This window comes from Paraburkholderia fungorum (assembly GCF_902833645.1).
Lineage (GTDB): Bacteria > Pseudomonadota > Gammaproteobacteria > Burkholderiales > Burkholderiaceae > Paraburkholderia > Paraburkholderia fungorum.
In genome coordinates, this window is record NZ_CADFGE010000016.1 from 38419 (window position 1) to 65412 (window position 26994).

General features: G+C 61.4%; 22 protein-coding genes. 15 read left to right on the forward strand and 7 right to left on the reverse strand.

The genetic code is table 11. The features are described from left to right. Nucleotides 1-51: 51 nt before the first annotated feature. The 9 genes from HWX91_RS35220 to HWX91_RS35260 all read left to right on the forward strand — a co-directional run bounded on the left by HWX91_RS35220 (nucleotide 52) and on the right by HWX91_RS35260 (nucleotide 10472). Nucleotides 52-1269, forward strand: coding sequence for a DUF2252 domain-containing protein (locus HWX91_RS35220; protein ID WP_028200280.1), 1218 nt, complete (start codon nucleotides 52-54; stop codon nucleotides 1267-1269). 783 nt (nucleotides 1270-2052) lie between these two features. After that, nucleotides 2053-2523, forward strand: a complete 471-nt coding sequence (locus HWX91_RS35225; RefSeq protein WP_028200278.1) for a hypothetical protein — start codon at nucleotides 2053-2055, stop codon at nucleotides 2521-2523. A gap of 178 nt (nucleotides 2524-2701) precedes the next feature. After that, entirely contained in the window at nucleotides 2702-3127 is a 426-nt protein-coding gene (locus tag HWX91_RS35230; protein WP_028646114.1) for a hypothetical protein, read from the forward strand. 334 nt (nucleotides 3128-3461) lie between these two features. Continuing rightward, on the forward strand, nucleotides 3462-4877 hold the full coding sequence (locus HWX91_RS35235) for a GH1 family beta-glucosidase (protein ID WP_028200277.1): 1416 nt from the start codon (nucleotides 3462-3464) through the stop codon (nucleotides 4875-4877). A gap of 134 nt (nucleotides 4878-5011) precedes the next feature. Further along, the gene (locus tag HWX91_RS35240; RefSeq protein WP_028200276.1) at nucleotides 5012-6250 is read left to right on the forward strand and encodes an ABC transporter substrate-binding protein; all 1239 of its coding nucleotides are present in this window, start codon (nucleotides 5012-5014) and stop codon (nucleotides 6248-6250) included. 9 nt (nucleotides 6251-6259) lie between these two features. Next, on the forward strand, nucleotides 6260-7201 hold the full coding sequence (locus HWX91_RS35245; RefSeq protein WP_028200275.1) for a carbohydrate ABC transporter permease: 942 nt from the start codon (nucleotides 6260-6262) through the stop codon (nucleotides 7199-7201). After that, nucleotides 7201-8112, forward strand: coding sequence for a carbohydrate ABC transporter permease (locus HWX91_RS35250; protein WP_025527711.1), 912 nt, complete (start codon nucleotides 7201-7203; stop codon nucleotides 8110-8112). Before HWX91_RS35245 ends, HWX91_RS35250 begins: the two co-directional genes overlap by 1 nt. Nucleotides 8113-8183: 71 nt before the next feature. Continuing rightward, nucleotides 8184-9359 carry an ABC transporter ATP-binding protein gene (locus tag HWX91_RS35255; protein ID WP_028200274.1) on the forward strand — a complete coding sequence of 392 codons (1176 nt, stop codon included), beginning with the start codon at nucleotides 8184-8186 and terminating at the stop codon, nucleotides 9357-9359. Nucleotides 9360-9407: 48 nt separating this feature from the next. After that, nucleotides 9408-10472 carry a LacI family DNA-binding transcriptional regulator gene (locus HWX91_RS35260; RefSeq protein WP_030098812.1) on the forward strand — a complete coding sequence of 355 codons (1065 nt, stop codon included), beginning with the start codon at nucleotides 9408-9410 and terminating at the stop codon, nucleotides 10470-10472. Here the strand turns inward: HWX91_RS35260 and HWX91_RS35265 are convergent. From HWX91_RS35265 to HWX91_RS35280, 4 genes are all read right to left on the reverse strand, one after another. After that, complete coding sequence (locus tag HWX91_RS35265) at nucleotides 10442-11299, reverse strand: PA4780 family RIO1-like protein kinase (RefSeq protein ID WP_025527708.1); 858 nt, start codon at nucleotides 11297-11299, stop codon at nucleotides 10442-10444. The genes HWX91_RS35260 and HWX91_RS35265 overlap by 31 nt on opposite strands. 181 nt (nucleotides 11300-11480) lie before the next feature. Next, nucleotides 11481-12746 carry a type II toxin-antitoxin system HipA family toxin gene (locus tag HWX91_RS35270; protein ID WP_042277258.1) on the reverse strand — a complete coding sequence of 422 codons (1266 nt, stop codon included), beginning with the start codon at nucleotides 12744-12746 and terminating at the stop codon, nucleotides 11481-11483. After that, the gene (locus HWX91_RS35275) at nucleotides 12736-13071 is read right to left on the reverse strand and encodes a helix-turn-helix transcriptional regulator (protein ID WP_063627899.1); all 336 of its coding nucleotides are present in this window, start codon (nucleotides 13069-13071) and stop codon (nucleotides 12736-12738) included. Before HWX91_RS35275 ends, HWX91_RS35270 begins: the two co-directional genes overlap by 11 nt. Nucleotides 13072-13317: 246 nt before the next feature. Next, a complete protein-coding gene (locus HWX91_RS35280; RefSeq protein ID WP_025527705.1) occupies nucleotides 13318-14238 on the reverse strand; it encodes a LysR family transcriptional regulator in 921 nt (306 codons plus the stop codon). A 124-nt stretch (nucleotides 14239-14362) separates the two neighbouring features. Between HWX91_RS35280 and HWX91_RS35285 the strand changes: the two genes are divergently transcribed. The 4 genes from HWX91_RS35285 (at nucleotide 14363) to HWX91_RS35300 (ending at nucleotide 20387) form a co-directional block, all read left to right on the forward strand. Then, complete coding sequence (locus HWX91_RS35285) at nucleotides 14363-15550, forward strand: M20 aminoacylase family protein (protein ID WP_025527704.1); 1188 nt, start codon at nucleotides 14363-14365, stop codon at nucleotides 15548-15550. 39 nt (nucleotides 15551-15589) lie between these two features. Next, entirely contained in the window at nucleotides 15590-16768 is a 1179-nt protein-coding gene (locus tag HWX91_RS35290; protein WP_028200272.1) for a porin, read from the forward strand. Between the two features lie 14 nt (nucleotides 16769-16782). Next, a complete protein-coding gene (locus HWX91_RS35295; protein WP_028200271.1) occupies nucleotides 16783-18066 on the forward strand; it encodes an MFS transporter in 1284 nt (427 codons plus the stop codon). 611 nt (nucleotides 18067-18677) lie between these two features. Beyond that, nucleotides 18678-20387 carry a SulP family inorganic anion transporter gene (locus tag HWX91_RS35300; protein ID WP_028200270.1) on the forward strand — a complete coding sequence of 570 codons (1710 nt, stop codon included), beginning with the start codon at nucleotides 18678-18680 and terminating at the stop codon, nucleotides 20385-20387. 58 nt (nucleotides 20388-20445) lie between these two features. On the opposite strand, the gene HWX91_RS35305 is transcribed toward HWX91_RS35300, so the two are convergent. The 3 genes from HWX91_RS35305 to HWX91_RS35315 form a co-directional block, all read right to left on the reverse strand. After that, nucleotides 20446-20805, reverse strand: coding sequence for a hypothetical protein (locus tag HWX91_RS35305; protein ID WP_028200269.1), 360 nt, complete (start codon nucleotides 20803-20805; stop codon nucleotides 20446-20448). A 70-nt stretch (nucleotides 20806-20875) separates the two neighbouring features. After that, nucleotides 20876-21514: a LysE family translocator gene (locus HWX91_RS35310; RefSeq protein WP_028200268.1), complete on the reverse strand. Its 639-nt coding sequence runs from the start codon at nucleotides 21512-21514 to the stop codon at nucleotides 20876-20878. A gap of 289 nt (nucleotides 21515-21803) precedes the next feature. Continuing rightward, on the reverse strand, nucleotides 21804-22679 hold the full coding sequence (locus tag HWX91_RS35315) for a LysR family transcriptional regulator (RefSeq protein ID WP_028200267.1): 876 nt from the start codon (nucleotides 22677-22679) through the stop codon (nucleotides 21804-21806). Between the two features lie 191 nt (nucleotides 22680-22870). Between HWX91_RS35315 and HWX91_RS35320 the strand changes: the two genes are divergently transcribed. Both HWX91_RS35320 and HWX91_RS35325 read left to right on the forward strand, forming a co-directional pair. After that, nucleotides 22871-23305, forward strand: a complete 435-nt coding sequence (locus HWX91_RS35320; RefSeq protein ID WP_028200266.1) for a VOC family protein — start codon at nucleotides 22871-22873, stop codon at nucleotides 23303-23305. Between the two features lie 417 nt (nucleotides 23306-23722). Continuing rightward, complete coding sequence (locus HWX91_RS35325) at nucleotides 23723-26959, forward strand: efflux RND transporter permease subunit (protein WP_028200265.1); 3237 nt, start codon at nucleotides 23723-23725, stop codon at nucleotides 26957-26959. The last annotated feature ends 35 nt before the right edge of the window (nucleotides 26960-26994 follow it).

Consider the following 26994-nt stretch of genomic DNA (forward strand, 5'->3'; position numbering starts at 1 on the left):
TCCATACTGCCCCCCGTTGGACTCACCGCGCGCCGTATGAAAGGAAACCCCATGTCCGATATCGCACATACCATCGCCAGCTTCAATACCGGCCGCGATCCTGAACGGCTCGCGATGAAGTACAAGCTCATGCGCAGCTCGCCATTCGTGTTTCTGCGTGGCACCTGTCATCTGTTCTATGAGCGCCTGCCGCGCGACAAAGTGCTCGACGATGCGCCGCCGGTGTGGATTTGCGGCGATATGCATCTGGAAAATTTCGGCAGCTACAAGGGTGATAACCGGCTTGTCTATTTCGACAACAACGATTTCGATGAAGCCTGCCTCGCGCCGGCCCTTTACGAGCTGGTACGGCTTCTCACGAGCGTGCTGGTCGGTGCAAGCGACCTCAAACTGAGCCGCGCTCAGGCACTCGCGCTCTGCCACACCGCGGTCGATGCGTACGGCGGCGCGCTCGCCTTCGGCAAAGCGCGCTGGATCGAAGCGGAGACTTCCGTCGGCATGGTGCGCGATCTGTTCGACGCGCTGGAGAGTCGCACGCGCGCCCAGCATCTCGACCGGCGCACCACGCTCAAGGGCAAGACGCGCGTGCTGAAGGTGGACGGCAGAAAAGCCCTGCCGATCAGCGACGAGGCGCGGGCCACCGTTACCGCGTTCATGCATCAGTTCGCCGCCAGCCAACCCAATCCGGACTTCTATCGCGTTATCGACGTGGCCCGGCGGATTGCCGGCACCGGTAGCCTGGGGGTGGATCGCTATGCGATTCTCGTCGAAGGTAAAGGCTCACCGGACGGCAACTATCTGCTCGATCTGAAAGAGGCGCTGCCTTCTTCGGTGACGCCGCATGTGCGCACACCGCAGCCGAAGTGGCACAGCGAGGCGCAGCGCGTGGTTGAAATTCAGCGGCGCAATCAGGCTGTTTCGCAGGCATTTCTGCATGCAGTCGATTTCAATCAGCGTTCGTATGTGCTGCGCAGCTTGCAGCCTTCGGAAGACCGGGTGGCGTTGAGCGCCTGGGACGATAAGCTGCCGCGGCTCGAAGCAGTGATCAACAGCATGGCCGAGTTGAGCGCATGGGGGCAACTGCGTAGCGGCGGCCGGCAGAAGTCGGCGATTGCGGACGAATTGATTGCGTTCGGCAATCGTAAGGACTGGCAATTGCCGTTGATCGACCTCGCGACGCAATGCGAGGCTCAGGTGAACGCCGACTGGAAAGCGTATTGCGAGGCTTATGACGGTGGCGCGTTTAATCTGCCGGCAAAGAAGTCTTAATGGCGGTCACCTTGGGCACTTGGCGCCGTGCCCAGGGCTTTGCATCGATCTTTGCGGCTGCCAGCGCATCTTGTCTTTTTACCTCTAGCGTCGACGGTGTGCAGATCGGATACTCGGCTTATCGACAGTCTGCGGAAGTAGTTCGCGTTGGTTCGATTTGCCCGCCACGGTAATAAGGTCACAGAGGCTACATGTGCAACGACTGTTAACTCCCCGCGAACATCGATTGATTGAATTTCTTATTTCGGTCAATGCTCCTTTGTACGAGGCGGACGCACCTCGCTGGATCAATCAAATTCAAAACTGTACGGTTTGTGAAGTCAACGTTCCCTATTGCCTCTCGATCAGCCACGGCGAGGAAACCTACGAAGGATGGGAAAACTCCCGAACGCCTGCGTGAGCTGATATCCATTGACGAAGGTGTACCGGTGCTTATCTACGCGATAGCCGATAGAACGCCGGCGGGCTTCGTGCTCGAATCCTTCAATATCGACAGACTCGATGGAGAGCCTCTTGTGGCCTATCCCGAGCCAGGTGACGGGCTAATGGTCGTCGAAGGCAACAAGAGGGTCGGCGGGGCAGATTTGCGCCATCTATATGGCAAGTCGGGTTCGTAACGTGCCTTGGCATGTGGTCCGTCAGCGTAACACCTGAGCGCCGCAGCACAATTCACTTCGAATCGCCTGAGAGTGCTAACAGCCAGTTGAATTGAGGTTCCGGCGACAACGCCAATCCATGCGCCGCGCATGCCAGCCCATGGCCGGGTCCTAAAGGAGGAAAATTATGCAACGGGCTTTAGCGACCCACGAACGCCGACTACTGGAGTTTCTTCTTACCGTGAATAGGTCTTTTTATGGTGCCTACGCTCAAAGGTGGGAAGCCCAGATCAAAACCTGCTTGGTTCATGAAGTTAATGTGCCGTACTGCCTGGCTATCAGTCATGATGAAATCAGATTGCCGAGTGGCGGCTACACCACGCTCGCGCGTGAGTTGATCGGCATTGACGAAGGCGTACCGCTGCTTATCTATGCTTATGCGGTGCAGACGCAGGCCGGCTATGTCCTCGACTCTTTCGACATCGATCGTCTCGATGGAGAGCCTCTTGTGGCCTATCCCGAGCCAGGCGACAGCCTCATGATCATGGAAGCTGGGAAACGCATAGGAGGGGCAGATTTGCGACACGTGTTCAAGGAGTCGGACCTATTGCCGCGCTTTAAGCTCCCGAGAGACCGCCTCGATAGAGAAGCTGGCTAACTATCCTGAGGCAGGTGACGGGGTAATGATTGTCGAGCGAAACAGGAGGTTCGGCTATTCACCTGACGGCCAGGTCGTTTCGCGGACCGGCACGGTTGCCAGGAACGGCAGTCCCTCGATCTGAACGACGCAACACGATACGAGTGGGCTCGATTCGCCCAAGATGAGGAAGGAACAAATGTCAAGACCACTCTCGGCGAAGGAGCATGCGCTGCTCAAGTTTCTGATCGAGGCAAATGAGCCGCTGTATGGTGACCGAACTAATCAATGGAAGACACAGGTTGAAACGTGTCTGGTACGCGAGATCGATTCTCCTTATTTCCTCGCGGTGGTTCACGAAGAAAACATCGAAAGAGCAGGACGCGACTCAATCACACTCGGCTACGAATTGGTGGGCGTCGATCACGGTGTGCCGGTTCTAATCTATGCGGTGGCAATGAAAACCCCCTCAGACTATTTCATTGATATCTTTAATGTGGACCGGCTAGATGGAGAACCGCTGGTTAATTACCCTGAAGCGGGCGACGGGCTAATGATTGTCGAGCGAAACAAACGGGTCGGCGGGGCAGACTTACGCCATCTATATGGCAAGTCGGGTTCGTAACGTGCCTTGGCATGTGGCCGGTCAGCGTAGCACCTGAGCGCCGCAGCACAATTCACTTCAAATCACTGGACAGCGCCAAGAGCCTGTTGAATTCAGATTCAGGTGACAACGCCAATGCGCGGCGCATGACAGCGCCGCGCATGCCAGCCAGCCCTCCAGACAAACCCTGATTGCTGCAGTGAATTCGCCACTGCTATCGTTCGCTGGTCGTTGTGGAAGCGCTTCCACTTTTGCTTCCAGACCGTTTCCAATCAGCTCTTAAGCGGCTTCCAGCCGGCTTCCGTATCAAGTTTTGCCGTACCCGGTTCAATGACCTCAGCGCAGGAGAGAATCCGTGGCAAACGACGCATCCGCTGCATTCGACACCCTATCCCCAGCAGTTTTCAAGGGCTCGCTCGCCGACCCCTTTACCCCGCCCGCGGACTCCTCGCTATGGCGCAAGAATTTCCTGTTTGGCGCCGCCACGGCTTCGTATCAGATCGAAGGCGCGGTGGATGAAGACGGTCGCCTGCCGTCGATCTGGGACACTTTCTCGGCGACACCCGGCAAGGTGCTGGCCGGCGACACCGGCGCGGTGGCCTGCGATCACTATCACCGGTGGGAAGCGGACATCGACATGCTGGCCTCGCTCGGGCTCGAGGGCTACCGGCTCTCGATTGCATGGCCACGCGTGATGGACGCGGCAGGCAGGCCGAATCGCAAAGGGCTCGACTTCTACAAGCGCCTTCTGAACCGCCTGAAAGAGAAGGGCATCACAAGCTTCGTGACGCTCTATCACTGGGACCTGCCGCAGCATCTGGAGGATCGCGGCGGCTGGCTCAATCGCGACACCGCCTATCGCTTCGCCGACTACGCCGATCTGATGAGCCGTGAACTGGCCGGTACGGTCGACGCATGGGCGACGCTCAATGAGCCGTGGTGTTCGGCATATCTCGGCTACGGCAACGGCCACCACGCGCCGGGCCTCGCCAACGACCGTTTCGCGACGCAGGCGATGCATCATCTGCTGCTCGCGCACGGCCTTGCGATTCCGGTATTGCGCGGCAACGATCCGGCTTCGCAGAAAGGTATCGTCGCCAACATCGGCCGTGGCACGGCCAATAGCGACAGCGCCGCGGATCAGCGCGCGGCGCATCTGTTCGAAGTCCAGCACAATGCGTGGATTCTCGATCCACTGCTCAAGGGCGAGTATCCGCAGGATCTGTTCGAGTTGTGGCCGGGCACCGAACCGCTGGTGCTCGACGGCGATATGCAAACCATTGCCGCGCCGCTCGACTTCCTCGGCATCAACTATTACTTCCGCACGAACGTTGCGAGCGATGGCGCGCACGGATTTCGCGACGTGCCGCTCGAAGGCGTCGAACGCACGCAGATGGGTTGGGAGGTGTATCCCGATGGCTTGCGCGATCTGCTGACCGGTTTCAAGAAAACGTATCGCAACCTGCCGCCGATCTACATCACCGAAAACGGCATGGCCTCGGACGACAAGGTGATCGACGGCCACGTCGACGATGCGCAGCGCATCTCGTTCCTCAAGCGCCATCTTGCGGCGGTCGATCAGGCGATCAAGGCCGGCGTGGATGTTCGCGGCTATTTTCTGTGGTCGCTGATGGATAACTTCGAGTGGGCGTTTGGTTACGAGCGTCGCTTTGGTGTCGTCCATGTCGATTACAGTACGCAGAAGCGCACGGTCAAACGCAGTGCGGAGTTGGCGGCGAAATTTTTGAAGGAGCGTAAGGCGAGGGTCTAACGGCAGGTGGGGCTGTATGTCGACAGCTTTGCATGGGACCAGAGTAAGCGCTGAAGCGCTAACTCTGATCGACAGCTTTGCATGGGATCAGAGTAAGCGCTGAAGCGCTAACTCTGATCGACACAGGAGACGGAATGAACAGCAGAAAAATGATCGCGGCGAGTGTAGTTGCGGCACTGTCGTTATATGGCGTCGTCGCGCAAGCGGAACCGTTGAAGGCCAACGTGATCCACTGGTGGACCTCGGGCGGCGAGTCCGCCGCGATCCGCCAGTTCGCCGATGCGTATAACAAGGCCGGCGGCCGGTGGATCGACAACGCCGTCGCCGGCGCCGATCAGGCACGCTCCACCGCGATCAATCGGATCGTCGGCGGCGATCCGCCCACCGCCGCGCAGTTCAATACGTCCAAACAGTTTCACGACCTGATCGACCAGGGCCTCCTGAACAATGTCGACGAGGTTGCCGCAAAAGAGAACTGGAATAATGTCTTCCCGCAGTCGATCATCGACAGCATCAAGGTGAAAGGTCATTACTACGCCGCGCCGGTCGATATTCATATGCCGGCCTGGTTCTTCTACTCGAAACCCGTGTTCCAGAAGGCCGGCATCGCCGCCGAGCCGAAGAGCTACGACGAGTTCCTTGCCGATCTCGGCAAGCTCAAAGCCGCGGGCGTGATCCCGCTCGCGCTCGGCGGTCAACCATGGCAGGAAAAGATCACGTTCGATGCGGTATTCGCCGACGTCGGCGGTCCCGATCTCTATCTGAAGGTGTATCGCGATCGCGATCAGAACGCGGTCAAGTCTGACGCGTTCAGGAAGGTGCTCGCATCGTTCAAGCGCTTGCATGACTTCGTCGATCCGGGCTCGCCTGGCCGCAACTGGAACGATGCCACCGCGCTGGTGATTTCCGGCAAGGCGGGGGTGCAGATCATGGGCGACTGGGCCAAGGGTGAGTTCTCGGCAGCCAATCAGGTGGCCGGCAAGGACTTCGGCTGCTTCCCGGGTTTCGGTCCGCACTCGCCGTATCTGGTCGCGGGCGATGTATTCGTGTTCCCGAAAACCGACAACGCCAATGCGATCAAGGCGCAGAATCTGCTTGCCACGGTGATGACCTCGCCGGCCGCGCAAGTCGCATTCAGCGCGAAGAAAGGTTCGATTCCGATTCGTCCCGATGTGGACGCGAGCAGTCTCGACATCTGCGCGAAGGAGGGTATGGCGATCATGAAGGACAAGTCGCGTCAGTTGCCGAATCCGGAAATGCTGCTCTCGCCTGACACGCAGGGTGCGTTGATCGACGTCATCACGAACTTCTGGAACAAGAACCAGTCGGTCGACGACGCGCAGAAAGCGTTTGCCAGTGCGTTGAAGAGCTAGGCGCCCGCCATGCACGCGCTCAAGCTGCAGGCCGCTGACGCCAGGCATCGCAAAGGGCCGCTGAAAAAGCCGCTAAAAAAGCGTTTGCCTATCGCGGTATGGGTGGCATTGCTGCCGATGGTCCTGACCGTCGTGTTCGCATATCTCGGCACGATGGTCTGGACCGCGCGCGTGTCGCTCAGCAACTCGCACACGTTTCCTTCCGGCGATTTCGCGGGCCTCACGCAATACGTGCGGCTGTTCAACAACGACCGGTGGTTACTGTCGCTGCAAAACATCGTGATCTACGGTGCGTGCTTCATTGTTGCGTGCATGGTGATCGGTTTGCTGCTGGCGATCTTCATCGATCAGCGTGTTGCGGCTGAAGGCGTGCTGCGCACGGTGTTTCTCTATCCGTATGCCATGTCGTTTGTCGCCACCGGTCTGGTCTGGCAGTGGATCCTGAATCCCGAACTGGGCGCGCAGGCGGTGTTGCACAAGCTCGGTTTCGTGCATGCGCGCTTCGACTGGATCGTCGATCAGGACGGGGTGATCTACACCATCGTCATCGCGACGGTATGGCAGGCATCCGGCCTCGTGATGGCGCTGCTGCTGGCGGGCTTGCGCGGTATCGACGACGAACTGTGGAAAGCCGCCCGTATCGACGGAATTCCGCGTTGGCGTGTGTATGCGAGCATTGTCGTGCCGATGCTCGGGCCTTCCATGTCCACGGCCTTCGTGCTGCTCTTCGTGATGGTCGTCAAGCTCTACGACGCGGTGGTCGCAATGACGCAAGGCGGCCCCGGCACGGCGAGCGAAGTGCCCGCAAAGTTCATCATGGACTACCTGTTCGGCCGCGCGAATATCGGTTTGGCATCGGCAGCGTCGATCGTGTTGCTCGCAACGGTGCTGGCGATCCTCGCGCCGTTCTTCTTTGCCCGCAGCCGCGCTGTGTTGCGCAAGGAGGTGTGATGAACACGCTTAGTCCAACCCTGAAAGGCGGCACGCCCAGCCATAGCCGCCGGCGTCGCCGGACTTTTACACCCGCGCGTTTCGGCGTCTACGCGTTTTTGCTCACGGCCGCGTTGTTTTTCCTGCTGCCGCTGTATGTGATGCTCGTCACGTCGGTCAAACCGATGAGCGAGATTCGCCTCGGCAATCTGCTCGCGTTCCCCACGCATTTCACGCTCGACGCATGGCGCGCCGCGTGGCAATCGGCCTGTACCGGGCTCGATTGCAACGGCATTCAGGTCGGTTTCTGGAATTCAGTGCGTATCGTCGTGCCGAGCACGGTGTTATCGATCGCGGCCGGTGCGGTGAACGGCTACGCGCTGTCGTTCTGGCGGCCGCGCGGGGCCGGCGTGCTGTTCGGCGTGCTGCTGATGGGCGCCTTCATTCCCGTGCAGGTGATGGTCTATCCGCTTGTGCGCGTGCTGGCGAGTGTGCATCTGTTCAGTTCGCTGCCGGGCATCGTGGTGATTCACACCATCTTCGGCATGCCGGTGATGACGCTGCTGTTTCGCAACTACTACGCGTCGATTCCGCAGGAGCTGTTCAAGGCGGCGCGCATCGACGGCGGCGGTTTCTGGCGTATCTTTTTGCAACTGATGCTGCCGATGTCCACGCCGATCATCGTCGTGGCGGTCATCATGCAGGTGACGGGCATCTGGAACGACTTTATTCTCGGGCTGGTGTTCGCCGGCACAAAAAATCTGCCGATGACGGTGCAATTGAACAACATCATCAACACGACTACCGGCGAACGGCTCTACAACGTCAATATGGCGGCGACCATTCTGACCTCCATGGTGCCGCTAGCGGTCTACTTCATTTCGGGCCGCTGGTTTGTGCGCGGCATTGCGTCCGGCGCCGTCAAGGGATAAGGGACAGGGCGGTAAGGTATGACGAAGCTGGCCAGTCTTGAAACGTGGAGGCACATGCAGTGGCAAATGCGATGACACACCCGGCAGCAGGCGCAGCAGATGTGGCAGGTGCGGCGGGCCTCGGCGACGTGGCGGATGCGGCGGGGCTGGCGAATCCGGCCAATGTATCGGTGCGCAACCTGAAGATCCAGCTCGGCGCGAATACGGTGATCGAAAATCTCGATCTCGACGTGCGCGCGGGCGAGTTCGTGGTGCTGCTCGGACCCTCGGGCTGTGGCAAATCCACCTTGCTGCACAGCATTGCGGGTCTGATCGATGTGACCGGCGGCAGCATCGAAATTGCCGGCGAAGACATGACTTGGGCCGACCCGAAAGATCGCCGCATCGCGCTGGTGTTTCAGTCGTATGCGTTGTATCCGACCATGAGCGTCGAGCGCAATCTGTCGTTCGCGTTACGCATCAACGGCACGCCGAAGGCGGAAATCGAACGGCGCGTCACGCGGGCCTCCGAGATGCTGCAACTCGGCCCTCTGCTCAAGCGCAAGCCGGCGCAACTCTCTGGCGGGCAACGGCAGCGCGTCGCGATTGGCCGTGCGATCGTACGCGAAGCCGACGTGTTCCTGTTTGACGAGCCGCTGTCGAATCTCGACGCCAAGCTGCGTACCGAATTGCGGCGCGAGCTCAAGCAACTGCACCAGCGTCTGGGCGCGACGATGATCTACGTGACTCACGACCAGGTGGAAGCCATGACGCTCGCCACACGCATGGCCGTGATGCGCGGCGGCGTGATCCAGCAGTTCGGCACGCCCGGGGAAGTCTATGCGCGGCCGGACAATCTGTTTGTCGCGACGTTTCTGGGCTCGCCCGCGATGAATCTGCTCAAGGGCACACTCGAGGTGCGCGATGGTTCGCTGCACTTTTGCAGCGCGAACTTGCGGTTCGATGTGTCGGCCTATCCTTTCAAAAACCTGCCGGCGGATCGTCTGCCTTGTGTGCTCGGCGTGCGGGCAGAAGACGTGCGGGTGAGCGAACGCGTGGATTCGGGCACGGCAATGAGCGAGCGCGCGAACATTTCACTGATTGAGCCGATGGGCAACCACCGCGTCGTCTGGCTCGATTATCATGGCGTGCAGATCGCGTCGATCGATCAGACCAAGACGCCGTTGGCGATAGGAGATGCCGCGGCGTTCTCGTTCGACGGCGCGCATATTTCGCTGTTCGACGAGGAGGGCGGCGCGCGTCTCTAGTGACCGGACGCGGCGTCGTTGAATACAACAGGCTTGACGGAGAACCGCGTGGCAACACTCAAGGATGTCGCGGCACTGGCCGGCGTGGGGATGTCGACTGCGTCACGCGCCATTTCCGGTAAGGGACCCATTTCAGCCGACGCGGCCGCCCGTGTAAAGGCCGCGATCGAAGCACTGAATTTCCGGCCATCGTCGATCGGCCGCGCCATGGCGACGCAATCGCTCGGCATCATCGGCATTTTTGTGCCGACTTTCTTCGGCTCCTACTACGGCACGATACTCAAGCAAACGGACACCGAACTGCGCGCGGTGCGCCGTCACGTGGTGGTGGCGACCGGCTGTGGGGAAGTGTCGCCGCGTGAGCAGGCGATCGAGGCGGTGCGCTTTCTGATCGGCCGCGATTGCGACGGCGTGGTGGTGATCAGCCACGATCTGCACGACGACGATCTGGACATGCTGCATCGCATGCACCCGAAAATGGTGTTTCTGAATCGCGCGTTCGATCAGTTGCCGGAGGCGTCATTCTGCGCGGATCATCGGCGTGGCGGTGAACTGGCGGCACGCACGCTGCTCGATCATGGGCACCGGCACATCGCGGTGATATCCGGGCCGTCCAGCGCCTCGGACAACCAGACCCGGCTCGAAGGCTTCTTCGCCGAACTGTCGCGCGAAGGCATCGCTCGCGAGGACGTCACGCTGATCGAATCGGACTTTTCGCCAGAAGGCGGCTATGCGGCCGCGCAGAAACTGCTCGATTCGAAGCGGCGCTTCACGGGGCTATTCTGCGCGAACGACACGATGGCGGTCAGCGTGCTGGCGCGCTTCCATCAGGCGGGCATTGCCGTACCGGACGACGTTTCCGTGATCGGCTACGACGATGACTATTCGGCCGCTTATGCCGCGCCGGGACTGACCTCGGTGCATATCCCGACGGCGGAGCTGACGCAGAATGCCGTGCGCTGGCTGGTCAATCAGTGCTACGGGACGTCGTGGGAGATTACTCGCGAGTTTCCGGTGAGCGTGACGATGCGGGAATCGGTGGGGCAGGTTCCGGGTACGCTGGCGCGAGGTACGGGGTCCGCTTACGTTCCGCTACGCAGCGACTGTTCGTAGCGCAGGCGCGCTTCTTCATCGAGCCGGGTGTCTTCGAGTTCCTGTAGCACGCCTTCGAGATCGATCGGCGTGGTGTCCTGTTCGACACGGCCGGTCAATCGGGCGTCCACGTGCAGAGCGCCTGCTTCGTACAGCGACCAGATTTCCTTGCCGTAGCTTGTGTCGAGCAAGGCGGGCGCGAAACGGCCGAAGTACGTGGCGAGGTTGTTCACGTCGCGCTCCAGCATGGCCGGCGCTTCCAGATTGCCGGCGGCATCCACGGCTTGCGGCAGATCGATGATCACGGGGCCGTCCGCCGCGAGCAGGATGTTGTACTCGGACAGATCGCCGTGAATCATGCCGGCGCACAGCATGCGCACCACCTGGTTGAGCAGCAGCGCGTGCAGTTCGAGCGCGCGTGCTTCGGTCATCTCGACATCGTTCAGACGCGGCGCGACGTCGCCGTCCGCATCGGTCACCAATTCCATCAGCAACACGCCGTCGGTGCAGATGAACGGCTGCGGCACGCGCACGCCCGCGTTGGCAAGCTGGAACAGCGCGTCGACTTCGGCGTTCTGCCATGCCTGCTCCTGCACTTCGCGGCCATAGCGGCTGCCTTTCTCCATGGCGCGCTGCTGGCGGCTGTTCTTGACTTTGCGACCCTGCTGATAGGACGCGGCCTGGCGGAAGCTGCGCTGTTTGGCGTCTTTATAGACCTTCGCGCAGCGCGTGGATTCGCCGCTGCGGACCACGTAGACGGTGGCTTCCTTGCCGCTCATCAACTGCGAAATGACTTCGTCGATCAGGCCTTCTTCGACCAGCGGGAGCAGACGTTTGGGTGTTTTCATGCGGCCGCCGTGGAGCGGTGGGCGGCTGATCGGCCGTACGCGGCCGATTTGAGGGGGAGAGGATGCGGGATTCGGGTCATGCCGGATTATAAGGGGTATGAGGATATGTGCTGGAACGCAGGCACGGAGGTGTCCGTTGCGACCGACTGGCCTCGCACATGTGGGTCGCCATTCGAACGCATCACACCTGAAATACAGATTCCATTCGCTGTATTTCGGGCCGGGGCAGATTCAGAGCCGCGGCTTCTTCACGCCATGTATTGACGGCGTGTCGAACGTCCACAACGATGTGACGTGCCTGCTTGTCGTCGAGCCGATAAAACTCAGCCGTTCCGATCACGGTTTCGAGATCCGGCAGGGCGCTCATGGCGTCCAGCGTGAGCGCGTGTTCCCGCTTGCCGGGATTTGGATTCATATCGAATGCTGGCGAGAGTCTCCAGCCCGACGCTTCGCGAATGAAGCCGTGATTGCGAAGATGATCGTCCCGGTTTCCTACGAGCACGTTGAAGACAATCCTTCGGAAGAGTTGGGCGAGATCTTCGTCGATATGACCTTGCGCGCCGTTGCCTGCGAGGTATTCAGCAATGTCCAGATAGCTTGCATCCGACTCGCCATCCTGACGTTCGAGCAAGGTCATGGCGGAGGTGTACATGCGCCGGTTGCCTTGACGGCGATCGAATCGTTCGACGCAGAACGTGCCATACCGTACGCCATGCGCACCGACGTACCTGAGCTCGGACTGCGGCACCCAGATGCCGGCTTTGCTCGCCAGCCGGTGAGTGAGGTATTCCCACGCGCCGATGTCGTAACGGTCGTCTTTGGCTGGGAATTTGGCGATCCAGAGATCGTTGCCCAGGCTGGTGAAGTTGGCCTTCGGGCGAGCGCCGCCGAGCGATGTGCCGGGAGCGATCAGCATGGCGAGCCACTGCTCGTATTCGAGCAACTTTTCGACCCCCGCCTCTTCAATGCGCAAGCTGATATAGGCGAGGGTGGCAAGGTCGGTAACGGGTGGAGCGGCGTCGGCGCTGTTGTCAAGAAACCGGTCCTCTACATCCTGAAACCGCAGCGCGCCGACGCGCGTCAGATCGTGTACGCCCAGCAGAAAGTCGAGTTCCTGCAAGTTACGCATGGGTCTGTCCTCGCGATCCGCGGTAGCGGCTTCGCGGCGCTCCATCAACACGCGTCCCCAGCGATCCGGGGCCGAGTCCATGAATACGCCGAATGCGACAGACTTCGCCGGCGGGTATTGCTCATGGGCCCATAACTCGAGGCGCGGGTCGAGCATGAATGCGTTGCGACCGTCGAGCCAGCTCTGCGCATAGGCAAACGCGGCAGGCAAGTCGGTACGCGCAGTCTGGCGGTACAACGTGCCGACCTGTTGCATGTCGCTCAGTTCGGCTGCGTCGAGGAATACCTTGTATGTATCTCGAGGTTTATTACTGACCATCAGACCTCTTCGGGTGAGCTTTATCCGGCGGCGCGGTTTTGATCGGCGCGGTGCTGGGTCTTTCCGTACGTGGTTTTCGCTGGCCGGGCAACTTGAGATCCTGGAGCTTGCGGCCGAGTTCGTCGTCGCGGGCGACGGAGTCCACGTCCTTGTCGAGGCCCAATACACGAAGCGCTCGCATGTAGGTCCCAAGCGCAATATTCGGATCGCCTTTCTCGAGGCGGCTCAAGGTGTCGCGCGAAATGCCCAGCCTTTCGGCGAACAGAACCGTGGAAAGTTCACGCCGCAGCCGGGCCAGTTTTAACCGCTCGCCAAGAGCGCGCATCTGTTTCTCGACCGACGGAAAGGGGCGTTGAAAGGTACGTGGCATGGCGGATAGATTAGGCAAATATCCTATATTTGTCAAAAGTATCGGACAAGACGACTTGGATCGAAATGATAGGAGGGTTGGCGATATCAACCGAGATCGTATTTGATGTGCCTGATACTTCAGGCAAAAACTTGAAATTTGACTAAAATATCGGACAAATTTAGGGCTGCAGCAGCGACCGGGTCATTCCTTCGACCCCGTTCATACTTCTTCGGCAGCCACCGTCCCCTTCAACAACGGCCCGATGGCCTGCTCGATGCAATGGACGAAATACTCCGCCGGACGGGTCAACTGCGACTCCTGCGGTGACAGCAGATACAACTGCAGCGGCGGTGGCGCGACCGGCAGGGCGAGGCGCACGAAGCTCTGTCCGAGCAAGGTTTCTTCGAGCGAATGCGTGGTCCACGCGAAGATCGCATCGGTGCTGACCGTCAGGCTGTAAAACAGCGCGTATGAGGTACAACGCGTGATGCGCCGGGGCGGCGCGAGTCCGGCGCATTCGAACATCGCGCGGATGAAGCCCGGATAGTTGTCCGTCACGTCGGTGTGAATCCACTCGGCTTCCTGCACCGCTTCGAGCGATGCCGCGCCGGCATACGGACTCTGTGCGCGCGTCACGAATACGGTCTCGAACGAGACCATCCGCTTCACGCTGCCCAGATCGCTCACCGGCCGGGCGAAGGCGGCGAACGCAAGATCCAGTGTGCGATTGCGCAGTTGCTCGTGCAACTGGTTGAAGCCCAGCTCGCGAAATTCCAGCGTCACCATCGGCCAGCGTTTGCGAAATTCGACGAAGGCCTCGGCAAGCCCGGTCGTGCCGACAATCGGCGTGATGCCGATCACGAGGCTGCCGTCGCGCAAGCCCTTCAGATGCGCCATGTCTTCCTCGGCGCGTTCCATCTCGCGCACCACGGTGCGCGCCCGGCTCACCAGCGCCGCGCCTTCAGCCGTCGGCACGACGCCCCACGGGTTGCGCTCCAGCAGCCGCACGCCGAACTCCGTCTCCAGTTCCCGCACCGCTTTCGTGATGGCCGGTTGTGTCACGTACAGCGCCTTGGCCGCACCGTTGATGCTGCCGGTCGAGGCAATCGCAACCAGTGCTCGCAGATGATGAATTTTCATGATGCGGAATATAGCACTGCTGGTTATGCACATCAAAATTTGTGCTTTTTTGTTTTCGGGCCGGATCTTTACGCTTGGCTTCGACGGTTGCGAAACGACAACCGGCTTAATCGGAGCAAGACGAATGACGCAGGCTTTTCCCCAGCTTCTCGCCGAACTGCGCGAGAACGAGCACGAATTCATTTCGATTCGTCACGACATCCATGCGCATCCCGAACTGGGCTTTGCTGAAACGCGCACTGCGGAACTGGTCGCCCGTAAGCTCGCCGAGTGGGGCTATGACGTGACGACGGGGGTCGGCGGCACCGGCGTGGTGGGCCAGTTGCGGCGCGGCACGTCGAATCGCACGCTCGGTCTGCGCGCCGACATGGACGCGCTGCCGATCCAGGAGGCCACCGGCCTGCCGTACGCGAGCACCGTCGCGCAGACCATGCACGCGTGCGGTCACGACGGCCACACCGCGATCCTGCTGGCCGCCGCGCATCACCTGGCACGCAAAGGCGAATTCGACGGCACGTTGAACGTGATTTTCCAGCCTGCGGAAGAGGGCCTGGGCGGCGCCTCGAAGATGATCGCGGACGGCCTGTTCACGCGCTTTCCATGCGACCAGGTGTTCGCGCTGCATAACGCGCCCGGCCTGCCGGTCGGCCACTTCGCGCTGCGCCACGGCTGCATGATGGCGTCGTCCGATTCGGTGACGATCACCGTGACCGGCAAGGGCACGCACGGCGCGATGCCGCAGTTGGGCTGCGATCCGATCGTCGCGGCGGCCAATATTGTGCTGGCCTTGCAGTCGATCGTCGCGCGCAACATCGAGCCGACTCGCGCGGCCGTGGTGACGGTCGGCGCGATCCACGCCGGCAGCGCGCCTAATGTGATCCCCGAAACCGCGACGCTGAAACTTTCGGTGCGCGCGCTCGATTCGGAAACGCGCGACACGGTCGAAGCGCGGATCCGCAACATTGCCCAATTGCAGGCGCAAACCTACGGTGCCACAGCCGAAGTCGACTACCGGCAGATCTCGCGGCCGCTCGTCAATCATCGCGGCGCGGCCGACCTCGCGATCGAAACCATCGAAGCCCTTGCAGGCCCCGAGGGCTACACGCTAATGCCCGATGCGGTGATGGGCAGCGAAGACTTCTCGTGGATGACCGAAGTGGTGCCGGGCTGCTATGTGGTGCTCGGCAACGGCGTCGACTCGCAAGGCGGCTGCGCGGTCCACAACCCGGAATACGACTTCAACGACGCGGCGCTCAGCTGGGGCGCGGCTTATTTCGTCGGACTCGCGGAGCGCTGTTTGAGCGTGTCCTGAGCGTCAGATATCAATCGCATGTGAGGAGCAGGGAGACCCATGAAAAAATGCATCGCAATGAGCGTGGCAGTGCTGACGCTCGGGACCGGCACGGCGCACGCCGAGCCGTATCAGGCAACCTTGCTGGCCGCGTTGCCGGAGTTCAATGGCAGCTTGCGCGAAGGCGTGGCGCTGTACGGATCGGTGGATATGGGCATCAACTATCAGACCGTCGGCGGCAAATCGCTGGTGCAGACTCAGAGCGGCGGCGAATGGACCTCAAAATTCGGCATCTTCGGACGGGAGGATCTGGGCGGTGGTCTGCGCGCCGAATTCAATCTGGAGAACGGTTTTCTGGCGAATAACGGAGCCATGCAGGACAGCACGTCATTCTTCAATCGCGAGGCTTGGGTAGGGCTGAACTCGTCGACTTATGGCCGGCTGCGTTTCGGCAAGCAGATCGGCACGGGGCTGCCGCTCTTCGTCGACGTGTTCGGCACGGTGGGCACCAACTCGGCTTATACGTGGCTCGGCACCGCTGTCGTGCAGACGCCGAAGGGCTTCGGCTACAACAGCGACCTCGGCGCGGGCGCAACGCAACTGGCCGCGCGGGTGAACAACGCAATCACTTACCTGTCGCCGACGTTTGCGGGCTTCAGCACGGAACTGATGTACGCGCCGAGCAACGTGGCGGGGCAGTCGCCTGCCGCGGCGGCGCAGGGTGCGCTGTTGCAGTGGTATGACGGCAGGACTTACGTGACGGGCACCTACAATCAGGTGTGGGGCGCCACGGGAACAGGCGGCACGAGCACTGTGCGCAACGACCTGTACGGTCTCGGCGTGGTGGTCGATACCGGCAAGATCGTGCTGTCAGGCGCATTCAACCAGTATGCGCCGAGGCTAGCCAACGACGGCATCGCGCGTGTCTATACGCTCGGCACGATCTGGCCGGTCGGGCGCAATGCGTTCCGGGCTTCCGTGGTGTATCGCGATACATCCGGTGTGCACGACTCGGCAAACAATCCCGCGAAAGATTCGGCGTTCGGTGTAATGCTCGGCTACGACTACACCCTCTCCAAACGCACGGGCCTGTATGCGCGCGCCGGCTTCATCCGCAACTACGGCATTTCCACGGTACTGCTGAACAATAATCCGCTGCCGACACAAACCGGCAGCACCGCGCCGGAATTCGGGACGACGCCGGTCACCATGTCGCTCGGCATGTATCACAACTTCTAGGCGTACGGCTCCCCATGAATGCAATCCAACACACGGCAGGCGTCGTCGCGAACAACGCGGCAGCGCAGCGCGCGTCGCGCCGGACCATCTTCGCCGCGGCACTCGGCAATGGCCTCGAATTTTTCGACTTTACGGTCTACAGCTTTTTCGCCGCGCTGATCGGCAAGTTGTTTTTTCCGGCCGGTAGCGAGCTCGGTGCACTGATGATGTCGCTGGCGACGTTCGGCGTCGGCTTCGTGGTGCGGCCGCTCGGCAGCATCGTGATCGGCGCGTATGCCGACCGCGTGGGCCGCAAGCAGGCCCTCGTGCTCACTGTTTCGCTGATGGCGCTCGGCACCGGCATGATCGGCCTCGCGCCAACTTACGCGGCGATCGGTCTGGCCGCGCCCGCGATCATCGTGCTGGGCCGTTTGCTGCAAGGCTTCTCGGCGGGTGGAGAAGTGGGTGCGGCGACCACCTTGCTGATGGAGTCGGGCAGCGCGGGCCGGCGCGGTTCGCTGGTGAGCTGGCAGATGGCCTCGCAGGGCGGCGCGGCGCTGGTCGGCGCGCTGGTGGCGGCAACGCTCTCGCGCAGCCTGTCGCACGAAGCCCTGCTTGCATGGGGTTGGCGCGTGCCGTTCCTGATCGGCCTTCTGATCGGTCCGCTCGGTTTCTATCTGCGCAAGCATCTCGACGAGACCTTGCCGCCCGCGCATGCGGTGACGGCGGCGGCCCGCAAGTCCCGCATCGAATGGCGGCAGATCGTGGCGGGCACGATGCTGGTGATCGGCGGCACCTCGTCGATGTATGTGATCGTGTTTTTCCTGCCGTCGTTCCTGACGATGACAACCGGCATGCCGGCGGCGGTATCGTTGCTGGCGGGTTGCACCGCGGGCCTCGTGCTGCTGATCGGTTCGCCGTTCGCCGGCCGGCTCGCGGACCGCATGCCGCGTCGCAAGACCTTGCTGTACGCGGTGTCGGTGGTGTCGCTGGTTGTGCTGCTGCCGGCGTTCTATGCGATCAGGACCTGGCCGTCGATTTATATCGTGGTGCTAGTCGTATTCGTGCTGATCGGCTTGATGACGCTGTCGAGCCCGGCGGGTTTCGTGCTGATTCTCGAAGCGTTCAAACCCGAAGTGCGGGCAACGTCGCTCGGCATCATCTACGCGTTGGGTGTGACGATTTTTGGCGGTTTCGCGCAGTTGATCGTCAGCGCGTTGTGGCGCATGTCGGGGAGTTTTTATGCACCGGCCTGGTATGTGCTGGCCTGCGGGCTGGTGAGTTTCGCCGGCATCGTGCTGTTCAAGGAAGCGAAATAGGAGTGCGCAGTGGTGCGGGCGCCAGCCAATGCCCGCATCGAGTCGTTGGAAGCGGTCGTCTAATTGTCGGGCCGCGAAGCTGAACGTGACCTATATGCGGTGTAACAGATTTGTAGGTGAGTGAAGGTTTGCGCGTCGTAGCGCCTTGTGCCGGGCGCGCGCTCTATTGCCCTGTTTGCCGCGTTTTCCGGCGTATTTTCCGGCACATTTTCGGGCGCGTTTTCGCAAGCGACGCGCCATTCGGCAGTAATTTTGTTGTAATGGTCCGCAATAGTGTGTTGCGTTTTCCCTCATTCAATTCGCGCCGCAATCGCTTAAACTTGGCGGTAACAATATGTTACGGGGTGCGAGATGTTGGCCGTGTTCATCATCGCTTGTCCGATCTGCATTGCCGCGCTGTTCGGTTTCGCGCGGCGTGTGGATCCACTGACGGGGCAGTTCAGGCGTTAAGCCGAAGTGGATGGTTGCTGTGGCGGATTCGGAGCCTGGGGTTCGAAGCCGTCGCATTGGTTTTGCCATTTTCTTTAGCCGATCAACGCTCCAATCCTTGCCTTTACGTGCCGAGTCGCGGCACGATGCGCGATAAACCTAAGTTCGGGGCACGATCGCGCATGCGGGATTTTCTGGCAAACATCACTTCACGCCTTGGCCTGCTGAAGGGCGTCCTTCCGTTGAGCCGTGCTGCGGCGGCGCGCGATGCGCTGGCCGGCGTGCAACTGGCGTCAATGGATATTCCGCAAGTGCTCGGCTACGCGCGCATTGCCGGGATGCCTGCCGTTACGGGCCTTTACACCGTCTTTCTGCCGCTTATCGCGTTCGCGTTCTTCGGCGCGTCGCGGCACCTCGTGGTGGCTGCCGATTCCGCCACCGCCACCATTTTTGCGAGCCGGCTCTCGACCATGGCGCCGGCTTCGAGCGCTGAATATGCGGCGCTCGCCGGGATGGTCGCCTTGCTCACTGCTGCGCTGTTGTTGATCGCGCGGATCTTCAAGCTCGGCTTTCTTGCTGATTTCCTTTCGCGCACGGTGCTGGTCGGTTTCCTCGCCGGCGTCGGCGTGCAGGTCGGCATCGCGATGCTGGGCGACATGCTCGGCATTCCTGGGCATGCCGCCACCAGCGTCGGCCAACTCGCTCTGGCGGTGCGCGAGTCGGCGCAGATCAATCTGCCGACGCTCGCCATTTCAGTGCTGGTGGTTGTCGCCATTCTGGTTTGCAAGCGCTTTCTGCCGCGCGTGCCAGTGCCGTTGATCGCGGTGGTGGCGGGCATCGCGGCCAGCGATATCTACGGTTTCGCGGCGCACGGTATCGCCGTGCTGGGGCCGGTGGCCGGCGGCTTGCCGCCGCTGCGCATGCCTTCGGTTACCTGGCAGCAACTGCTCGATCTGCTGCCGGTCGCGGCTTCCTGCTTCGTGATGATCGTCGCGCAAAGCGCCGCCGCGAGCCGGGTATTCGCTGAGCGTTATCACGAAACCGTCGATACCAATGCTGATCTGCTGGGCATTGCCGCCGCCAATGCCGCGGCGGCGTTTTCCGGCGCGTTCGTGGTGAACGGCAGTCCGACGCAAACCGCGATGGCCGATCGCGCCGGTACGCGCAGCCAGTTCGCGCAGCTTGCGTTCGCGGTGGTGGTGGTTGTGGTGCTGCTGTTTTTCAGCCGTTTTTTGCAGTACCTGCCGCACTGCATCCTGGCCAGCATCGTGTTTACGATCGCTGTCGGGCTGATCAATCTGACGACTCTGTTTTCGATTCGCCGCGAAAGTCCCGGTGAATTCATGCTGGCCGTGTTCACCGCGGCAGCCGTGGTGTTGATCGGTGTCGAGCACGGTATTCTGGTGGCGGTCACGCTATCGTTACTGCGGCACGTGCGGCATAGTTACCGGCCGCACACCATGATTCTCGCGCCCAGCGAAGGCGGTATCTGGGCGCCGGTGCCGGCCGCGCCCGGACTTCAGACCGCGCCGGGCCTGATCGTCTATCGCTTCGGCGCCGATCTGTTCTACGCGAACGACCACTTTTTCGTCGAGAACACCCGCAGCCTGATCGATCACGCGCCGAGCCCGGTGCACTGGTTCGTGATCGACTCCGGCGCGATCACCGACCTCGACTATTCGGCGGCGCGTTCGGTCGGCGAATTGTGCGAGATGCTCAAGAAGATGGGTGTCGACGTGATCTTCGCGCGCGTAAACCAGTACCTGCGCTCGGATATGGAGCGGCATGGGATCACGCCGATTGTCGGCACTGACCGCATTTTTAGCACCTTGCACGAAGCGTTGCGCCTGGCAGGCGTGGAGCAGCCGGGTACGCGCAAAGACGCCTCGTAACGAAGGACTACGAGGAGGCGTGATAAACGCCTGTTTGGTCAGACGCGGCGGGTCGGCTTCAGAGGGAGGGCTCTTCGTCGGCAAAGAAGTAGCCGACGAAAAAGCATGCGCCCGCAAGCAGCGCGCCGAGCACGGCCACCGTATACGCGAGCGCCGTGCCCTGCCAAAGACCATCGAACCACTGGTGAAGCTCCGCCATCAGCACCTGAGCGGTGCCGCCAATGCGCTGCAATTCGATCTGATAGCGCGGGTCCGCGATGCTGTACATGGAGACGGCGCTGTCCGGCGCCGGCGCCATTGCGTAGATGATCGCAGCGGCGACCAGACTGCCGAGCAGCACAGCAGCGCCTGCCAGATATAGCCGCGTTTGGAATGGCGAGCGCCTTGCTGCCGGATCCGGGTTGTTGCCAGCGCTCATTCTGTTCGCTTGTCCACTTCGATTCATCAAGCTGACAGTATCGCAGAGCGGGCGAGTCCCGAGGGCGCGGTTAGCTTTTCGAGGTCAGCAGCTTGATCCCGGCAATGCCGAACATGATCGCGAGTGAACCGTCCAGCCAGCGGCGGATCGCGACGTAAATACGCCGCGCGGACGCGGTTGAAAACAGCACCGCGTAGCTGCTGAACACGGATACGCCGATCACCATGCAGCCGAGCACCACCGGTGCCGTGTGCGAGGTGCCGCCTGCCGGCGACATGGCCAGCGAAACGATTGAGAGCCACACCAGAATCGCTTTCGGATTGGTGAGGTGCAGCAGCAGGCCACGCAAATAGAGCCGTTTGAGCGGTTCGCCTTCGCGTGCGGTATTCGTGGGCAGCGTTTTCGCGCGCAAGGCGGAGCGCGCGGATTTGAAGCCGAGCCATAGCAGATAAAGTCCGCCGGCAATCTTGATCGCCACCAGACATTCCGAGTAAGTGGCAAGCACCGCCGACAAACCCAGCGACGCCAGCAAGGCCCAGAAGAACGAACCGGACACCACGCCGAGCGCGAAAGTGAGCGCGGATTTTCTGCCGGCGCTCATCGCGAGCGACATGATCGCAAGATTGCTTGGCCCCGGACTCGCCGTGCCGACGAAGTAGGCGCTATAGGCGATCAGGACGTCGGTGGTGAGGAAGGTGCTGGCGATCATGGGTTTGTAAGCTTGGGTGGCGAGCGGGGTGGAACGATGCGAGTGCAACGATTCTGCGTGCTGGCGTGCGAATCTCACAGATACAGTTGACGGCCTGTGCAACGGCACAATCGTGCGCTTGCCACGTGGGCTTGCTACGTACATTTGCGACGTTCATTTGCCATATCAGGCCCCACCTCAGGCCCCACCTCAGGCCCCACCTCAGGCCCCACCTCAGGCCCAACCTCAGGCCCAACCTCAGGCCCAACCTCAGGCAGGTAACTCACGCAGCCCGGAGCCGCCGCGCAACTCAGCCCCCCGCCGCCTGACCGATGCAATCCGCCAGCGCCTCCGCCACCGCCTGCCGGCTATGCCGTGGACGCTGCACGAGCCCGATCTCACGGTGAAACGTCGCGTCGCCGAGTTCGAGCGCGGCGACATTGGCGGGCCATCTGCCGAGTCCCGTAGTATTCGGAATCAGCGCCACGCCGATACCGCGCGCGACCAGTTGCGCGATGCCCTGCAACTCGTCCAGCTCGATCACGTCGTGCACATTCAGCCGCTCGCGCCGCAGAAAACGGTCGACCAGCCTGCCGCCGAACGATCCGCGGTCGTAGCGGATGAACGGCTCGCTTCGGAGCAGCTCGCGCCAGGAGCGCTTGCCACGCGCGAGCGCCTTGGGCGTCAGCAGCACGAACGGCTCGGTGACGAGCGTGCGCCATTCCAGTTCGGACGGCAGCGCGAACGGCGGTTTGATGATCACGGCGAGATCGAGCTCGCCCGAGTCCACCTGGCCGAGCAAACCCAGCGACACGCCGGGCACGACGCGCATTCGCCAGCCGGGGCGGTCGTCGCGAAAGCGCGCCAGCGCATCGGCGAGAAACGACACTTGCGCGGACGCAATCGCGCCCACCCGCAGCATGCCGCTATCGGCGGCGCCCGCGCCGCGCTCCGAGAGCCGCGCGTACAGCGTCATCATTTCTTCGGCTAGCGCCAGCGTTTCGCGGCCGGCGTCGTTGAGCGTGGCGGAGCGGCCGGTGCGGTCGAACAGCGCGAAGCCGAGTTCCTCTTCGAGCCGCTGCATCTGCGCGCTGACCGCCGATTGCGTCAGGCCGATGCGCGCACCCGCGCCGGAAAACGTACCGTACTGGCTGACGGCGATAAAGGTTCTGAGTTCGCTGAGCATTGTCGATTGATCGATTTTGGTGTTGGTCAGGTCAAATATATATCGTTTTTCACCATTTTTAGTCATGGTTAAAATTGGCCTCACGCGTGCGGCTTCAGGAACCGCTTGATGGGCTGCCTCATGGGCCGCTTCATGGGCTGATTCAGGGCCCGACACGCGATCCCACTTTCCTCTTTGCGAGTTCTCCGAACATGAGCGTTGCCGAAACCGTTTTGCCGCCGTTCCATCTGGCGTTCCCTGTGCATAGCCTCGAGGCCGCACGCGAGTTCTATGGCGAGCTGCTCGGCTGTCCCGAAGGGCGCAGCTCGCCGGACTGGGTCGACTTCAACTTCTACGGCCACCAGATCGTCGCGCACCTCGCGCCGGAAGAAATCGGCCACCGGCACACCAGCAAGGTCGACGGCGACGCGGTGCCGGTGCGCCACTTCGGCGCGGTGCTTTCGATGGCGCAATGGCAGGCTGCCGCGGACAAGCTGCAACAGGCCGGGATCGACTTCATCATCGAACCGCATGTGCGCTTCAAGGGCGAGGTCGGCGAGCAGGCGACGATGTTCTTCCTCGATCCGTCGGGCAACGCGCTGGAATTCAAGGCGTTTGCGGATATGTCGTCGTTGTTTGCGAAGTAACAGTTGGTGCGAGGGGCCCGGCGGTATACGCCGGCGCCGCGAATGAGGGTGGGTTGCCAGAAGCCGATTGCGTGGAGCCCATCACCACGCCGAACGGCAGGAGACACAATCTGGCCGTAAGGTATTAGCATTGCGCAATAAAATATAAAGGCATGTCTCGCCAGAGTTCGCCGAGACTTGCGTGGGACATGCCTTTAATCACCCGCTTAAAATCGCCTAACTCCATCTCTTCAAACGTTTGCGTCCGCACGGCATTGCGTGCGTTTGAAGTGTCTCCTATCCTTACATTAGCCTTCCTGACAATTCCGCCATTTTCGCGCCATGCAGGCGTTGGTGCTACCGATCTAGCATATTGGCTGACTCACCCGTCCTGGCTGATTCACCCCTCCCTTACCGGCATTCTTTCGGGCGCGTTTCATGTGGATCGTCAACGTAGCGCTTAAGCGGCCATACACGTTCATCGTGATGGCCATTCTGATCCTGCTGGCGACGCCGTTCGTGCTGTTGACCACGCCGGTCGACGTGCTGCCGGAGATCAATATTCCGGTGGTCAGCATCATCTGGAGTTATACGGGCTTGTCGGCCGAGGACATGGCCAACCGCATCACGTCCGTCAACGAGCGCAGTCTGACCACTACGGTCAACGACATCGAGCACATTGAATCGCAGTCGCTGGCGGGCATCACGATTCTCAAGGTGTTCCTGCAGCCGAATGCGAATATCCAGACCGCGATCGCGCAGACGGTGGCCGTCGAGCAGGCACAGCTCAAGCAGATGCCGCCGGGCGCGACGCCGCCTCTTGTGATCAGCTATTCGGCCTCCAGCATTCCAGTGATCCAGCTCGGCTTGTCGAGCCCGAAGCTTTCCGAGCAGGCGCTCAACGACACCGCGCTGAACTTTTTGCGCCCGCAACTGGTAACGATTCCGGGCGCGGCCGTGCCCTATCCGTACGGCGGCAAATCGCGTCTGATCTCGGTCGACCTCGACACGCGTGCGTTGCTTGCGAAGGGCCTGACGCCTTTGGACGTCGTCAGCGCATTCAATGCGCAAAACCTGATTCTGCCGACCGGCACGGCCAAGATCGGGCCGCGGGAATACACCATCAACATGAACGGCTCACCCGCCACGGTGGAGGGACTCAACGACATTCCGGTGCGCACGCTCAATGGCGCGACAACGTACCTGCGTGAAGTGGCCCATGTGCGCGACGGTTTTTCGCCGCAGACCAATATCGTGCGGCAGAACGGCCACCGCGGCGTGCTGATCTCGGTGCTGAAGAGCGGCAGCGCGTCGACACTTTCGATCGTCAATACGCTGAAAGAATTGCTGCCAAACGTGCGCGCCGCGTTGCCGCCGGACTTGAGCATCACGGCCCTGTTCGACCAGTCCGTCTTCGTGAAAGCGGCCGTACAGGGCGTAGTGCGCGAAGCGTTGGTGGCCGCTGCGCTGACTGCGGCGATGATCCTGCTGTTCCTCGGTAACTGGCGCAGCACCTGCATCATCGCGATTTCGATCCCGCTGTCGATTCTGTCTTCGCTGATCGCTTTGCATGCGCTCGGCCAAACCATCAACATCATGACGCTGGGGGGCCTTGCGCTGGCGGTCGGGATCCTTGTCGACGACGCGACGGTGACGATCGAAAACATCGAACGGCACCTGCATATGGGTACGAATCTTCACGATGCGATTCTCGACGGCGCCGGCGAAATCGCGGTGCCGGCGCTGGTCTCGACGCTGTGTATCTGTATCGTGTTCGTGCCGATGTTCTTCCTGACCGGCGTCGCGCGTTATCTGTTCGTGCCGCTTGCGGAAGCGGTGGTGTTCGCGATGCTCGCCTCGTACGTGCTGTCGCGTACGCTGGTGCCGACGCTCGCCATGCTGCTGATGGGCCATGCGCACAAGCCCAAGGCGAATGCCAGACCGAATCTGTTTCGCCGCCTCTATCTGCGTTTCGATAACGGCTTCGAGCGCATGCGTTCCGCCTACATTGTGATTCTCAGCAGCGTGCTGGTGCGTCGCGGCAGGTTTGGCGGCATATTTCTCTGCTTCTGCGTGGTGTCGATGGGGCTGGTTTTCGTGCTCGGCGAGGACTTTTTCCCGAGTGTCGACGCCGGCGACATTCGTCTGCATATGCGTGCGCCGACCGGCACGCGCATCGAGGAAACCGCGCGTCTCGCGGACGAGGTCGAGAAGGTGATTCGCCAGGTCGTGCCGACTGATGAACTCGGCACGATCCTGGATAACCTCGGCTTGCCGTATAGCGGTATCAACCTCTCGTATAGCAACGCGGGGACGATCGGCACGCTCGATGGCGAAATTCAGGTGGCCCTGAAGGAAAACCACAAGCCGACGCAAGGCTATATGGACAAACTGCGCGCGATCCTGCCGCAGCGCTTTCCGGGCGTCGAGTTCTTCTTTCAACCGGCGGACATCGTCACGCAGATTCTCAATTTCGGCCTGCCCGCCGCCGTCGACGTGCAGATTTCCGGTGCGGATCAGCAGGGCAACTTCGACGTCGCACGCAAGCTGCTGAAGCAGGTCCGGATGATTCCCGGTACGGTCGACACGCACATCCAGCAGAAACTGGACGAACCGGCGATCAATCTTCAGATGGATCGCACGCGCCTGCAGCAACTCAATCTGAGCGCAAGCAACGTGGCGCAAAACGTGCTGATTTCGTTGTCGGGCAGTTCGCAGACTTCGCCGGGGTTCTGGTTCAACGACAAAAATGGTGTGGAGTACAGCGTCGGGGTGCAAACTCCGCAGTATCGGATTTCGTCGATCGATGAATTGTTGCGCACACCGGTGTCGGGTTCCGCCACGGGGCCGACCCAACTGCTCGGCAACCTGGTGCGGGTCTCGCCGCACACCCAGTTCGCGGACGTCACGCACTACAACATCAGACCGGTGATCGACCTGTACGTGAGCGTCGAGAAGCGCGATCTCGGCAGCGTGGCGAATCAGGTCGACAAGCTCGTCGATAACGTGCGCGCCTCGCTGCCGCGCGGCAGCCAGATCATCGTGCGCGGCCAGGTGCAGACCATGCGCAGTTCGTTCTTCGGTCTGGGCCTCGGCGTGGCGATGGCAATCGTGCTGGTGTATCTGCTGATCGTGGTGAATTTCCAGTCGTGGGTCGATCCGCTGATCATCATCAGCGCGTTGCCTGCGGCGCTGGCAGGCATCGTGTGGATGCTGTTCCTGACCGGCACGCATCTGAGCGTGCCGGCCTTGACCGGCGCGATCATGACGATGGGTGTCGCGACCGCCAACAGTATTTTGATGGTGTCGTTCGCGCGCCAGCGGCTCTCCGCCGGCGCACCGCCGCTTACCGCCGCGCTCGAAGCCGGTGCGAGCCGGATCAGGCCGGTGCTGATGACCGCGTTCGCGATGATCATCGGCATGATTCCGATGGCGCTCGGTCTCGGTGAAGGCGCCGAACAGAACGCGCCGCTGGGCCGCGCGGTGATCGGCGGCTTGCTGTTCGCCACCGTCTCCACGCTGTTTTTCGTGCCGGTGGTGTTCGCTGGCATTCATACCCGCCTCGCGCGGCGCCATCGCGACGATGACGACACGGATAGTACGGGCAGCCACGGCGCCGGCCATGGCAACGACGGCCCCACGTTGGACCACGGCGGTGATGGCAAGCCCGCGTAACGTTAATTGACGGCTGACTGAGATAGCTGACTGAG